This window comes from Staphylococcus sp. GDY8P198P (assembly GCF_017891615.1).
GTDB classification, from domain to species: domain Bacteria; phylum Bacillota; class Bacilli; order Staphylococcales; family Staphylococcaceae; genus Staphylococcus; species Staphylococcus cohnii.
Genome location: NZ_JAESJQ010000016.1, coordinates 84,648 through 99,902, shown reverse-complemented (window position 1 = coordinate 99,902; position 15,255 = coordinate 84,648). Strand labels below are relative to the sequence as shown.

Below are 15,255 nucleotides of genomic sequence, written 5' to 3'. Positions count from 1 at the left end.
CTTATTTAAGTGCATTTGTTATAGGAGGCATTCAAATATGAAGTACTATAATCGAGATGATTTCGAAAGAAATTTAGAAAGCTATGAAGTTCCAGAATATTTTACATCTGGCGCTAGAAATGTGTTTGTTTATGGATTTATAGTGGGTGCAGTGATAGGTTCGGCAGTAGGGTTAGTTTCTATTAGTAAATCACGTCAAAGTGATAAATCCGTTCCTAAAAATAATAAAGCATTCAAATCAAATGTAGTTAAAGAAGCTGAAAATGATAAAGCAGAAGCAGAACGTCAAGTTGCGCACATTAAAGAAAAAGCAATTACAAACAATGAATTAGATGCGCAAAAAGTTGCAATTCAACAAGAGACGGCTTCACACAACTTATCTAATACGTCACCTCAAGCACAAGAAACATTAACTGAACAACAATCGAGTGAAGCATCAGATGATAGTTTGAACAATATTGATGTACAAGCACAACCAACAGAAAGTGAAAAAAATGCTCAAAAAAATGCAATTAAGCAAGAGTCAGAAACACATCATTTATCTGATTCTACAGTTGCATCATCTTCTGACGAATCATCAAAAAATGGTACAGTATCGGCTACAAAATTAGCGAATGCTGCTGAAGAGAAAAATAAAGCTTTAAAAAATGACACGACAGTTAAGAAAAACACAACTGCACTTGTAGCTGAAGAAAATGTAAAATCTAATTCTAAAAAGGCAGTTCCTAATTTAGTTACTAAAAGTACTGAAGCTGAATCAACAAACAGTTTAAAATCAGCAACAGTTGCAGGTAGTATTACTGCTGCAGGATTAGCATTAGCAGCGAGTCAAAAACGTGATGCAATGTCCAAAGATCCTAAAGTAGCTGAAAAGACAGTTGATTTATTAAAACCTGAAACGCTAACAGCTAAAGGTAATCAAAAAGTACCTAATTTAGTTACAAAGAAATTAGATAATGCAGTAGAAAATAATAATAAAGTAGAAAATTCTGCAGATAAACATGGTCAAGCTTCAAATAATAATGCATCTCAAGCTGCAGAGCAACGTGTTAAGCAAACACATAAAAGTGTGTCTTTTAAAGATGGTATGATTGTTCATGATAATGCTGAACAAGGTATAAGTAAGCAATCTTCTAGTGATAACAATACTGTTTCAGCTAATTCTGACCAAGAAGTGCCAACATATTCAAAAAATAGATTACAAAACAAGAAGTCTGAAAAAGCGAAAAGTAAAATAGATAAAAGAACATTTAACGACTAAAAGCTGTTATATGATTTTGGTATAAATTCTATAATCAAAAAGAGTTTCGGGCATAAATCCCCATCTCAAAATAAGAGGGCCAATCCATAATATGGATTGGTCCTCTTTATATTTAAAATCTTACGATTTTGATCGTGCATGCTTGCCTGGGGATATGATTAGAGCCTGTAGTCTCTCATTCATATGAATCCCAGGGCGTCAGCACATTACAAAATCGTACAATTTATATTTTGTTATTCAAAAAATAAGCTATTTTGCATAATTTAATAAATAGCACTAAACTAAATCTACTTGCATACGATGTAACGAGTCGTTGAAATAAAATTATATTTTAAGTAATAGTGTAAAAATACGACTAGCAAATAACAGAAAATTCAGTTATCATTAAACGTATTCACTTTAAAAAGTGATTTTTTACGTTTGAGACTTGAACTTATATGTAGTTATTGTTAGAATTACGTTTAACAAATATTTTATCGCTTTAAAGCAGAATAAAATATCGCTGTAAAATTTTCATAGAGGTGAATAAAATGACAGACAAATTACAAGAATACAGAGATGAAATTGTTGGAATTAATGAACAAATATTAGACCTTTTATCTAAAAGAGGGAAAATCGCACAAAAAATAGGTGAAGAAAAACGCAAACAGGGTACAATGGTTTATGACCCTCAACGTGAAAAAGAAATGATTAACCAACTTTTAGATAAAAATGAAGGTCCGTTTAATGATAATGTGATTAAACAACTATTTAAAGAAATTTTTAAAGCCTCTACTGACTTGCAAAAATCAGAGAATGAAAAACACTTATATGTGTCTAGAAAATTGAAACCAGAAGATACGATTGTTCAATTTGATAATGGAGGCATTATTGGTGATGGTAATAAATCATTTGTTTTTGGTCCATGCTCAGTTGAGTCACAAGAACAAGTAGATGCAGTTGCTGCAAATTTACAAGCTAAAGGTGAGAAATTCATTAGAGGTGGTGCATTTAAACCTCGTACATCACCTTATGATTTCCAAGGATTAGGTGAAGAAGGACTTAAAATACTTAAAAATACAAAAGATAAATATGGTTTGAATGTTGTAAGTGAAATTGTAAATCCAGCAGATTTTGAAATTGCTGATCAATATTTAGATGTCTTTCAAATCGGTGCACGTAATATGCAGAATTTCGAATTATTAAAAGAGGCAGGGCGTTCTAATAAGCCAGTATTATTAAAACGTGGATTGGCCGCTACAATTGAAGAATTTATTTTTGCAGCTGAGTATATTGCGTCGCAAGGTAATGAAAATATAATTTTATGTGAACGTGGTATACGTACATATGAAAAAGCTACTAGAAATACATTAGACATTTCCGCAGTGCCAATTTTAAAACAGGGTACACATTTACCAGTTTTAGTAGATGTTACACATAGTACTGGACGTAAAGATATCATGTTACCTACTGCAAAAGCAGGTTTAGCTGTTGGTGCTGATGGTATTATGGCAGAAGTTCACCCAGATCCTTCTGTTGCATTAAGTGATAGTGGTCAACAAATGGATTTAAATGAATTTGAAAAATTCTACAATGAATTAAAACCATTAGCTGATATGTATAACAGCAAACAATTAAAATAATGTATATGATATTATGATTTTATAACCTCTATTTTGCACACTAACTATTTAGGTGCATATAGAGGTTTTTATATTGCTTTATAATAACTATTTATACGAAAAATAAATAGTGCTTTTAAAATTTATTGTTAATGAAATAAAAGATATACTCAAATAAGATTTGATAAATTATTATGAAATTGACATAATTATGACATTCAAATCAAAATGATTTTACATTTACGAAAAATATGGTAAACTTTGAAAATGTTATGAAAACAGAGTATAATGATAAAGAAATCGCTTTCAAGGAGGAAGTTTATGACTGTAACAATTTATGATGTAGCTAGAGAAGCTAGAGTATCTATGGCTACTGTTTCGCGTGTCGTAAATGGTAACCAAAATGTAAAACCAGAAACCCGAGACAAAGTGAACGAAGTAATAAAAAAATTGAGTTATCGTCCTAACGCAGTAGCAAGAGGATTAGCTAGTAAACGTACGACGACTGTTGGAGTAATTATCCCAGATATTTCAAATGTGTATTATTCACAACTCGCACGTGGTTTAGAAGACATTGCTACGATGTATAAGTATCATTCAATCATCTCTAATTCTGATAATGATCCAAGCAAAGAGAAAGAAATTTTTAATAATTTATTAAGCAAACAAGTAGATGGCATTATCTTTTTAGGTGGTACCATATCAGAAGAAATTAAAGAGTTGATTAATAAATCATCTGTACCAGTGGTTGTGTCAGGTACGAATGGTAAAGATGAAGGAATTTCATCTGTTAATATTGATTTCCAAACTGCTGCAAAAGAAATAACTGCACACCTGATCGAAAAAGGGGCAAAGCGTTTTGCTTTTGTAGGTGGAGATTATTCCAAAAAGGCACAAGATGATGTGTTAGAAGGATTAAAAGAAGTCTTATCAGAAAATCAATTAACATTAGATGAACAATTAATCTTCAATGGTAATGAAACATATAAAGATGGTTTACGTGCATTTGGTGCATTAAAATCTACTAAACCAGATGCTATTTTATCAATTAGTGATGAACAAGCAATTGGTTTAGTTCATGCAGCACAAGATGAGGGTGTAACTGTTCCGGATGATTTACAAATTGTTAGTTTTAATAACACACGATTAGTAGAAATGGTTAGACCACAATTATCAAGTGTAATTCAGCCATTGTATGATATTGGTGCAGTGGGAATGAGATTATTAACCAAATATATGAACGAAGAAGAAATTGATGAACCTAATGTGATTTTACCGCATAGAATTGAATACAGAGGTACAACAAAATAAATTTAATAAAACACAGATGTTATGACCAAAATCCATGTTTAAAATGATTTTGCTGTACTAGTTTAGCAAGAATACACTGGTTTTAAGTTTTACCTGAGCTGAAATTCATGTATAAGCCCCACTAATCTCAATGAGCTGAGTAGTGGGGCTTTATCACGCTTTGTGTTTTTTATGTAGTAAAACTATAAAAATAAGGGTTATTTAAACCAGCTTAATACTTGAGTTGCATGTTTCATATTGATCTCTGTAATTTCTTTACGTCTGGGTATCAATTGATAATCTAATTTTTGGTCTTTCCAAGTCTTTGGTAATTCACAAGTAGCATAAGGTGTCCACTTAGCAACCCATTTTTCAGGCAATTCACCTTGTTGTTGTTGTTCACCAATTAATGCTAAAAAAACATGCGTCCATGCACGAGGTACAACTTTCCAAATATTGTAACCACCGCCACCAAACATAATCACTTTTCCATCAGTATATTTATCTGCTAATGCTTTAATTTTATAGGGGATTTCATATAGTGTATTTAGTGTACAACTCATATGTGTGAGTGGATCTAAATAATGAATATCTACACCATGCACACTCACAATGATATCAGGTTTGAAAGAGGCAACAACAGGTTCTAATGTTTCATTTAAGACCTCGAGATAAGAATCATCTTCTGTGTACGGTTCAAGTGGTATATTGACGGTATAACCGAAGCCTTGTTCATTGCCGCGTTCTGTATAGTTTCCCGACCCAGGGAATAAAAATTTACCTGTTTCATGTATAGAATAAATTAATGCATCGTTGTTAGTATAAAAACTCCATTGTGTTCCATCCCCATGATGTGCATCTGTATCTATACACATTACTCGTAAACCATAATGCTTGATGAGATAAGCAATGGCAATTGCCACATCATTGTATATGCAGAAACCATTGGCACGACCTGGCAAACTATGATGCAATCCACCACCTAAATGGCAACCATTGGTGAATGTACCGTCCATAATTTTATCAGCTAAATTAAGGGCACCACCCACAATGCGTGCACTGTGTTTATGCATCATTCTAAATTGCAGTGTATCGCTTCCATCTAAGCCATATTTCTTGGCTTCATTGTCATTTAAAATGCCATGTGATGCACGTCTAATAGATTGTATATAATCATAGCTATGAATTAAATTTAATTCGTCATCTGTTGCAATCCGTGGTCTAACAATGTGTTCAGGTTTTAAATAACCTAAATCACTTAATAGTTCAGTTGTCAGTTTCAATCTCATTTGATTGAAAGGATGTTGATTACTAAAACGATATTGTAAGATTTCGTTTGAATAAACAAAACCAGTATTTTGGGTATTGCTCATATTGATTTAACTCCCCTTTAAAAGAAAAAGCGATTCTTGTATCTTAAATCATCGAATGCTTGTAACTGATCAATGGAAATGCGTGCACCTATTCTTGCCATTAAACAATTAGCTGGATGGCTAGTGATTTCAGGATCATCTGTAGCAAAAATCTCTAGGCCCCCATAACCCATTAATTTTTGCATTAGTTTTTTATACGCGTAAACATCCAGACTTGCATTTTTTAAATCCCAATGCCAATAATACTCAGTGGTTAATACGATATAATCTTCATATTCATCAGCAGTCAAACTTAAACGAATGAGTTTACTGCCTAAATGTAAATGTCGATAAGGTAAACTGATTTCTATGGCACCCAGTTCTATTAAGTACTCAAGGTTACCATCCGACCAACGTTCTAATGGATCAGGATAATGATAGGTGACATAACCAATAATATGTTTATGTTCTCGTATCACAAAAATTCTACCTTCTGCTAATTCACTAATTTCTTTTATAGCTATAAATTGATCGTCGGGTTGTCGAAAAGCAGAAAGTCCATCATCAAAAGTCATAAGTTCAAGATTTTCTCTAGAAACAGGACCTTCTATAATAAATGTACCTTCGTCCAAATGAAATGTTTGAAATTGATACGTTTTTATATGTTCCATTTTTTCACTCCAAACGACTGTAGATGAATATCATATTCATTCTTTAATACTTTTAGTATAAGGGATTTTAGAAAAAATTAACACGATAATGTATCCGTTTACACCGATTATTTTGAAAATTGCGAATTTGTTAGTTATAATATGCATTAAGCATTCGATTTCATTAAGAGGGGGATTTAGAATGAAAGTAGAAGTATATAAAGGGGAAGAAGGAAATTTTAACCTTCAAAACTATGAGAAACAATACAACAACTTTGATTGGAAAGAGGTCGAAAAAGCATTTTCATGGTATGACACTGGTAAAGTGAATATGGCGCATGAATGTATCGATCGTCATGTGGATGAAGGTAAAGGAGAAAAAGTTGCACTTCATTATAAAGATGATCAGCGACAAGAAAGTTATACTTTCAGTGAAATGAAATCAAAATCGAATAAAGCTGCAAATGTTTTAAAGGATAAGGCAAATGTTGAAAAAGGTGATCGTGTATTTATTTTCATGCCACGAACACCTGAACTTTATTTTGCATTATTTGGTATTTTGAAAATAGGCGCAATTGTCGGCCCATTATTTGAAGCATTTATGGAAAAAGCTGTTGGAGATAGACTAGAAAATAGTGAGGCGAAAGTAATTGTTACTACTAATAGCTTATTACCAAGAATACCTGTAGATAAATTACCAAATTTAGAAACAATCATTGTAGTTGATAATGATGTAGATCGCGCATATGTAGATTTCAATAGTGAGTTTGAACAAGCAAGTGATCAATTTGATACGGAATGGTTAGATTTAGATGATGGTTTGATTTTACATTATACATCAGGATCAACTGGTCAACCTAAAGGTGTACTACATGCGCAAAAATCAATGTTGGTACATTATATTTCAGGTAAATATGTACTTGATTTTAAAAATGATGATGTGTATTGGTGTACAGCAGATCCAGGATGGGTCACTGGTACATCGTACGGTATATTTAGTCCTTGGTTAAATGGCATTACGAATTGTATTGCGGGAGGTAGATTTTCTCCTGAAGCATGGTATGGCATGATAGAAGAATTTAAAGTGACTATCTGGTATACAGCACCAACAGCATTAAGAATGTTAATGAGTGCTGGTGACGATATCGTCGAAAAATATGACTTGTCATCATTGAAGAGCATTTTATCTGTCGGTGAACCGTTAAACCCTGAAGTCATTAAATGGGCAAAAGATGTATTTGGATTACGTGTATTAGACACTTGGTGGATGACTGAAACAGGTGGTCATATGATTGTAAATTATCCTTCGATGGACGTGAAATTAGGCTCAATGGGTAAACCTTTACCAGGCATTGAGGCATCAATCGTAGATGACCAAGGTAATGAATTACCCCCTAATCGCATGGGTAATTTAGCAATTAAAAAAGGTTGGCCATCCATGATGATTTCTATTTGGAATAATCCTGAAAAATATGAATCGTATTTTATCGGCGACTGGTATGTTTCTGGAGATTCCGCTTATAAAGATGAAGACGGATATTTCTGGTTCCAAGGTCGTGTTGATGATGTAATCATGACAGCAGGAGAACGCGTAGGTCCATTTGAAGTAGAATCAAAATTAGTGGAACATGAGGCAGTTGCAGAAGCAGGAGTCATTGGTAAACCTGATCCTGTACGTGGTGAAATTATCAAAGCATTTGTTGCCCTACGTCCTGAATTCAAAGAAAGTGAAGAGTTGAAAGAAGAAATTCGTAAATTTGTTAAAGAAGGATTAGCTGCACATGCTGCACCACGTGAAATAGAATTCAAAGAAAAATTACCTAAAACACGTTCAGGTAAAATTATGCGTCGCGTATTAAAAGCATGGGAACTTGATTTGCCAGAAGGTGACTTAAGTACAATGGAAGATTAATTAAATACAAAGTGTTTTACGATTATTCAGTAAGCAAAAATAGCTAAAAACACTCCTTTATTGATAAGTTTTAACGCAGCTTAAAATTTTGAAATAAAGGAGTTTTTAGTGTAATAAGACAATGTAAGTGGAAATGTATATCATATCTTTACAAAAGACGCTTATTATTTTGAAAGCGCTATCTCTATTAATCGACAACACAACATTATTTAGTTATTATGAATGTGTAAGGAATTTTGACTCACTGATTGAAATTTGATTTTTAAAAGTGATTAAAATTTATATAAGAAGGGGCGAATTAATTTGGCACATTTATCAGACTTAGATATTGCTAATCAATCAACATTACAACCAATTGGAGATATTGCTGAAAAAGTGGGTATTCCTGCAGATGCTTTAGAACCATATGGACACTATAAGGCTAAGATAGATATCAACCAAGTTAAACAAAAAGAGAACAAAGGGAAAGTAGTGTTGGTAACAGCTATGAGCCCAACACCAGCTGGTGAAGGGAAATCAACAGTTACAGTGGGATTGTCAGATGCATTTAACCAATTGAAGCAAAATGTCATGGTTGCTTTACGTGAACCTGCTTTAGGACCAACATTTGGTATTAAAGGCGGGGCGACAGGTGGTGGTTATGCTCAAGTATTACCAATGGAAGATATTAACTTGCATTTTAATGGTGACTTCCATGCGATTACTACAGCGAACAATGCTTTATCAGCATTTATTGATAATCACATTCATCAAGGAAATGACTTAGGTATAGATCAAAGAAGAATTGAGTGGAAACGCGTTTTAGACATGAATGATCGGGCCCTAAGAAATGTGATTGTAGGATTAGGCGGACCAACACAAGGTGTACCTCGCGAAGATGGCTTCAATATTACAGTGGCTTCAGAAATTATGGCGATTTTATGTTTAGCTAACGACATTCAAGATTTGAAATCTAAAATCAGCAAAATTACAGTAGGTTATACAAGAGATCGTAAACCAGTCACTGTTGCGGATTTAAAAGTTGAAGGTGCTTTAGCGATGATACTTAAAGACGCAATCAAACCGAATTTAGTACAAACGATAGAAGGAACGCCTGCATTAGTACATGGTGGTCCATTTGCAAATATTGCACATGGTTGTAACTCGATTCTTGCTACACAAACTGCTAGAGAATTAGCTGATATTGTCGTAACAGAAGCAGGATTTGGCTCAGATTTAGGTGCTGAGAAATTTATTGATATCAAAGCGCGTGAAGCAGGATTTGAACCATCAGCAGTTGTAGTAGTGGCTACAATTCGGGCGATTAAAATGCATGGTGGCGTTGCAAAAGACAACCTTAAAGAAGAAAACGTTGAAGCATTAAAAGCAGGAATTGTAAACTTAGAACGCCATGTAAATAATGTGAAAAAATATGGATTAGAACCAGTGATTGCATTAAATGCATTTATACATGATACAGAAGCAGAAACTAAATTTGTTCAAGAATGGGCAAAAGAAAATGGTGTTCGACTAGCTTTAACAGAAGTTTGGGAAAAAGGTGGTAAAGGCGGTATCGATTTAGCTAACGAAGTGTTAGAAGTAATCGAACAACCACAAGATTTCAAACATTTATATGAACTAGAGCAACCATTAGAAGATAAAATTGAAACAATCGTAAAAGAAATTTACGGCGGTAGCAAAGTAACATTTAGTAGTAAAGCTCAAAAACAATTAAAACAATTTAAGGAAAATGGTTGGGACCATTACCCTGTATGTATGGCCAAAACGCAATATTCATTTTCAGATGATGCTACATTGTTAGGTGCACCTGAAGGTTTTGAAATTACAATCCGGGAATTAGAAGCTAAAACAGGTGCTGGATTTATTGTAGCACTGACTGGTGCAATAATGACAATGCCTGGATTACCAAAACAACCCGCCGCATTAAAAATGGATGTTACAGATGATGGACATGCAGTAGGTTTATTCTAAATAATTGTACAAAAAAGAGCCTTTGATATAATACAAACGTCAATTTCTATCGAATCATATAAGAACTAATCTTAATTAGTGAGACTAAAATAAAAACACTTTCGTTGAGTTCATTTAAAATGAATAATACGAAAGTGTTTTTCTATGCATAGACTTGCTAACTTAATAAAATTTAAAAACATGTATATGATTAATTTTATTTAGTCATTAAATGAGCTTTAATATCATAATTTTCTGCACGTCTATAATCATAAAGGGTAATTTCATCTTCTACTAACATACGTTTTAACACATAATGTTGTCTATTTAAACTGACTTGAATTTGATCTCTAGATTTAAGAGAGCCATCTTCATTATAGGGTGTGTAATAGTATGGGCTTTGTAATAACCCAACTAAATAAGCAGATTCAGCAATATTCAAATCCTCAGCAGGTTTGCCAAAAATACTATAAGCAGCTGAACCAATGCCAGAAATATTTGTGCCATTATAATCACGACCAAAGGGAACAATATTTAAGTATGTATATAAAATTTCGTCTTTAGTCAGTATTTTTTCTGCGCGCATTGAGAGTACTAGTTCATTTGCTTTTCGGTTATATGTTTTTTTATTGGTTAAAACTTGGTTTTTAACAAGTTGTTGCGTAATTGTACTACCTCCAGTAGCATCACTTGAATTAAATATATCCTGTCCAATTGCTCTTAAAACTGCTTTAGGTAATATACCATTATGACGAAAGAACAAACTGTCCTCTGAAGCTGTTAATGCTTTGATCACATTGCTATCAACATGTTTTGGACCAACAATAAGTGTATTAATAGAATTGTTATATTCTGATAAAATATTGTCACTTTTATAATCAATATCTTCATTACCAGACACATTTAATAATTTATGTTTTAATTCATTATCTGACATATGCGTTGCTTCTTTTGTTAAATTTTGAAAATAAAGCACAGTTATTGCTAGTAAAATAAGCAAAGTACAGCCAAATATGAAAAACAAACCTACGAAAAAGTGTTTGATTTTTTTATAAATAAATTCAAACTGTTCCAGTCTGGTAAGTTGTTTATTTTTACGAATGTCTGTATCAAACGTTTGTTTTTCCATTGTGGTCCTCCTTAGCTAAACAGTATTATAACATAAGATAGACTGTTGACTTTTAAAATAGAATTAAATATAATAAATATCAATTCGATATCGTTTTTGGATAGAGGAGAAGTAATATATTGTATCATCTTCAGAGAGTTAGTGGTTGCTGTGAACTAACGTTGATCTTTATATGAATACACCTTTATAATGCAATTATCCAAACGTTTTAGTTAATGAACGTATCATTAATAAAGTTGTTTGACTTAAAGTATGGTGGTACCGTGCACTTGCGCCCTTACATAAATATGTAAGGGCGCTTTTTTGCATTTTCTAATATTATTTTTCTTGAATGATGGAAGTGATGCAAATAAAGCCTATTCAAAACTTTATCAATATTTAATTAGGAGGTTGATATCATGACAAATGCATTAATTGAAGAATTAAAATGGAGAGGCTTAATTTATCAACAAACGGATGAAACAGGTATTGAAAATTTATTAAATAAAGAACAAGTTACGTTATACTGTGGTGCCGATCCAACTGCAGATAGTTTACACATTGGTCATTTATTACCATTCCTAACTTTACGTCGCTTTCAAGAGCACGGTCATCGACCGCTTGTGTTAATTGGTGGCGGTACTGGAATGATAGGCGACCCATCTGGTAAATCAGAAGAAAGAAAGTTACAAACTGAAGAACAAGTTGAAATCAATGTACAAGGTATTAGTAAACAAATGCATAAAATTTTTGAGTTTGACACAAATAAAGGTGCAAAACTAGTTAATAATAAAGATTGGCTTGGACAAATATCATTAATTGAATTTTTACGAGATTATGGTAAACATGTCGGTGTAAATTACATGTTGGGCAAGGATTCTATTCAAACGCGTTTAGAACATGGCATTTCGTTTACTGAATTTACTTACACAATTTTACAAGCAATTGATTTTGGACACCTTAATCAATCATACAATTGTAAAATTCAAGTAGGCGGTTCAGACCAATGGGGCAATATCACTAGTGGTATTGAACTCATGCGTCGTATGTATGGGGAAAATGAAGCATTTGGTCTGACGATTCCGTTAGTAGTTAAATCTGATGGTAAAAAATTTGGTAAAACAGAAGGTGGAGCAGTATGGTTAGATGCTGACAAAACAAGCCCTTATGAATTCTACCAATTTTGGATTAATTCAACGGATGAAGATGTTATTAAATTTTTAAAATACTTCACATTTTTAAGTAAAGCAGAAATAAATGATTTAGAAAAATCATTGCAAGAAGCACCACATTTACGAGAAGCACAAAAAGCATTAGCTGAAAATGTTACTAGATTTATTCATGGCCAAGATGCATTAGATGATGCAATTAGAATTTCACAAGCTTTATTTTCAGGTGATTTGAAATCACTTTCAGCTAAAGAATTAAAAGAAGGATTTAAAGATGTACCGCAAGTTGACTTAAACCACACGACTTCGAACCTTGTTGAAGCCATCGTTGAAACTGGCATATCTTCATCTAAGAGACAAGCACGTGAAGATATAAATAATGGTGCGATTTATATAAATGGTGAAAGACAACAAGATGTAAATTATGAATTGTCAGACGATGATAAAATCGATAATGCATTTACAATTGTACGTAGAGGTAAGAAAAAATACTTTATGATAAATTATAAATAAGATTATACTTAATCGTAAGATTTGAAATATAAAAGGTGAGTGGAACTGAATTCTAATTTTATTAAAATGATTTCGTCGTCCCACCACTAGTAGCGAAGACTACAATTGAAAAAAGTAGAGCTAAAGCTCATGCATAAGTCCCACTACTCAATAAATTGAGTAGTGGGACTTTATCATCTACTGACAAAATAAAGGAGTCTGGGACANNTGTCCCAGACTCCTTTATTTTAAGATTAAGTTTTGTGTCTTGTTTTCTTAACATATTACCACATTTTATTAATTAAAAGGGACGACTTCCTCTTTAGATGAGTCTTTGGTATTAGACTTTTGTTCTGTTAATTTTACATCTATACTTTGTGTTTTACCTTTTCTTTCAATTGTTAAATTAACACTATCTCCCGGTTTTTTATGCTCATATAAATAAGAGCGTAGTTCTGTATCTTCTTTGACTTTTTCATCATCAATTTTTGTAATAATGTCGCCTTCCTTTAATCCACTGTCAGCATATACTTTTGCTACATATACACCTTGTTTTCTATCCGTATTTAATTGTTTTTTATACTCATCTGGTATTTCACTTAAATTTAGTAAACCAATACCAATAGAAGGGCGGTCGATTTTTCCGTTTTTAACGAGTTCCTTAATTGTAACTTTCACTTCGTTACTAGGTATAGCGAAACCAATACCTTCAACTTGTTCATTCGCTATTTTCATAGAATTTATACCTACTAAATTCCCATTTAAATCTACTAACGCACCACCAGAATTACCAGGGTTAATGGCTGCATCTGTTTGTAGTACATTTACTTTGTTCGCACCTGCTGATGTTTGCGTATCAATTGTACGTTCACTTGCTGAAATAATACCTGATGTAACAGAATTTGCGAATTCTAAACCAAGTGGGTTACCCATTGCAAATACACTGTCACCTGTTTTCACTTTAGAGGAGTTTGCAAAGTCTATCGCTTTTGTACCTTTGGTATCATCAATTTTTAATACAGCAATATCAGTAAGTGCATCTTTACCTATTAATTTGGCATCTACTTGTTTAGAATTATGTAATTGTACTTTAATTTCGCTTGCGCCATCAATTACGTGATTATTCGTAACAATATATGCTGATCCATTATTCTTTTGATAAATCACACCAGAACCCACGCCAGCTTCTTCAGATTTAGCAGATTTCCCTTTAAGCAAATCATCTAAATTTTGGGCTTTTTGCATATTGATGACACCGACAATTGCAGGTGATACATCTGTAATCATTTGATTGACAGAATCATATTTATCATTTTTGCCATCTAATGAATTACCAGCATTACTATTATTGTTCGCTTCTTTGACGGTTGAACCATTATCATTTAAAACAGTATTCTCCATCAATTTGCCAATACCTAAGACAATGAGTGCACCTATGATACCAGCTATTAGTGCAACAAGAACAGTTTTAAACCAAGGGAATTTTGGTTTTGTTTGTTTACTAAATGTCGTCTGAGTGTTATTTGATGTTTGCGCGTCAGGTTGTTTATTATTTATATTTTGATCGTTGTTAAATTCTGACATATTATACCTCCGATTTATTCTATAAAACCTATTATGAAAGGTTTGTCCAACTTTTTCTAGTATATCACTATACAACTTTAGACTGAAATATAAATTATCTTGTTCATTAATGCACTAAATGATAGAATCAATAGGGTAATATAAGGTAAAAAAAGTAGGTGGAAAAATGTATAGAATTGTTAGCGGTATATTAAATTTTATTTTACGTAAAATATGTAAATCATTAGAAGTACAAGGAAAAGAAAACATCCCTCAATTACATAGATACGTCGTCACTTGTACCCACGAAAGTTACAATGAAGTCATTATGCTAGGTATGGCTATTTATCCAAACCAAATTCATTATATGGCCAAAAAAGAGTTGTTTAATAGCAAATGGTTCGGTGGATTTTTAAGTTCACTTAATGCTTTTCCAGTTGACAGAGAAAATCCTGGTCCAAGCACGTTGAAAAAGCCAATTAAATTATTAAAAGAAAATAAAACAGTCGGTATTTTTCCAACTGGACATCGTATGAAATATGATGAAGGCTCACCGATGAAACGTGGCGCAGTTACAATCGCTATGATGGCTCAAGCACCAATTTTACCAGCGGCATATATTGGACCCAAAAAAATCAAAGGTTTAATCACGGGTAAAGCAATTATTAAATTTGGTGAACCCATCGAAACAAAAAACTTGCCTAAAGATATGAAACGAAATGAAAAATTAGAATATTTAACAAAAGAATTGGAAAAAAGAACAATTCAATTACAAAATGAATTAAATACGTATGCAGCACATAAATAGTTAATTTTACTCATTTTGAATCTTATTTTATATACGAAATTTATAGAACTTGTGTTATTATGGAATTGTACAATGACAACAAGTAAAACGCTTTCATTC

General features: G+C 32.7%; 11 protein-coding genes. 7 read left to right on the top strand and 4 right to left on the bottom strand.

The genetic code is table 11. The features are described from left to right. Positions 1–37: 37 nt before the first annotated feature. The 3 genes from KA824_RS10765 to ccpA all read left to right on the top strand — a co-directional run bounded on the left by KA824_RS10765 (position 38) and on the right by ccpA (position 4,173). Entirely contained in the window at positions 38–1,261 is a 1,224-nt protein-coding gene (locus KA824_RS10765) for a hypothetical protein (protein WP_107504706.1), read from the top strand. A 530-nt stretch (positions 1,262–1,791) separates the two neighbouring features. Then, positions 1,792–2,883: a bifunctional 3-deoxy-7-phosphoheptulonate synthase/chorismate mutase gene (locus tag KA824_RS10760; protein WP_107504705.1), complete on the top strand. Its 1,092-nt coding sequence runs from the start codon at positions 1,792–1,794 to the stop codon at positions 2,881–2,883. A 300-nt stretch (positions 2,884–3,183) separates the two neighbouring features. Beyond that, entirely contained in the window at positions 3,184–4,173 is a 990-nt protein-coding gene (gene ccpA / locus KA824_RS10755; RefSeq protein ID WP_019467758.1) for a catabolite control protein A, read from the top strand. A gap of 197 nt (positions 4,174–4,370) precedes the next feature. Here the strand turns inward: ccpA and KA824_RS10750 are convergent, their stop codons facing one another. Together KA824_RS10750 and KA824_RS10745 are read right to left on the bottom strand one after the other, a co-directional pair. Then, positions 4,371–5,525, bottom strand: coding sequence for an acetoin utilization protein AcuC (locus KA824_RS10750; RefSeq protein WP_181187725.1), 1,155 nt, complete (start codon positions 5,523–5,525; stop codon positions 4,371–4,373). 17 nt (positions 5,526–5,542) lie between these two features. Next, positions 5,543–6,175, bottom strand: coding sequence for an N-acetyltransferase (locus tag KA824_RS10745; RefSeq protein ID WP_107504703.1), 633 nt, complete (start codon positions 6,173–6,175; stop codon positions 5,543–5,545). A gap of 181 nt (positions 6,176–6,356) precedes the next feature. Between KA824_RS10745 and acsA the strand changes: the two genes are divergently transcribed. Beyond that, complete coding sequence (gene acsA, locus KA824_RS10740; protein WP_181187726.1) at positions 6,357–8,066, top strand: acetate--CoA ligase; 1,710 nt, start codon at positions 6,357–6,359, stop codon at positions 8,064–8,066. Positions 8,067–8,369: 303 nt separating this feature from the next. Continuing rightward, positions 8,370–10,037: a formate--tetrahydrofolate ligase gene (locus KA824_RS10735; RefSeq protein WP_107384397.1), complete on the top strand. Its 1,668-nt coding sequence runs from the start codon at positions 8,370–8,372 to the stop codon at positions 10,035–10,037. 196 nt (positions 10,038–10,233) lie between these two features. Here KA824_RS10735 and KA824_RS10730 read toward each other — a convergent pair whose 3' ends face one another. After that, complete coding sequence (locus tag KA824_RS10730; protein WP_181187727.1) at positions 10,234–11,145, bottom strand: biosynthetic peptidoglycan transglycosylase; 912 nt, start codon at positions 11,143–11,145, stop codon at positions 10,234–10,236. 398 nt (positions 11,146–11,543) lie between these two features. Between KA824_RS10730 and tyrS the strand changes: the two genes are divergently transcribed. Further along, positions 11,544–12,806, top strand: coding sequence for a tyrosine--tRNA ligase (gene tyrS / locus KA824_RS10725; RefSeq protein ID WP_107384395.1), 1,263 nt, complete (start codon positions 11,544–11,546; stop codon positions 12,804–12,806). Between the two features lie 276 nt (positions 12,807–13,082). Here tyrS and KA824_RS10720 read toward each other — a convergent pair whose 3' ends face one another. Further along, positions 13,083–14,369, bottom strand: coding sequence for a S1C family serine protease (locus KA824_RS10720; protein ID WP_181187728.1), 1,287 nt, complete (start codon positions 14,367–14,369; stop codon positions 13,083–13,085). Between the two features lie 166 nt (positions 14,370–14,535). Between KA824_RS10720 and KA824_RS10715 the strand changes: the two genes are divergently transcribed. Next, the gene (locus KA824_RS10715) at positions 14,536–15,156 is read left to right on the top strand and encodes a lysophospholipid acyltransferase family protein (RefSeq protein ID WP_107384393.1); all 621 of its coding nucleotides are present in this window, start codon (positions 14,536–14,538) and stop codon (positions 15,154–15,156) included. Positions 15,157–15,255: the final 99 nt, after the last annotated feature.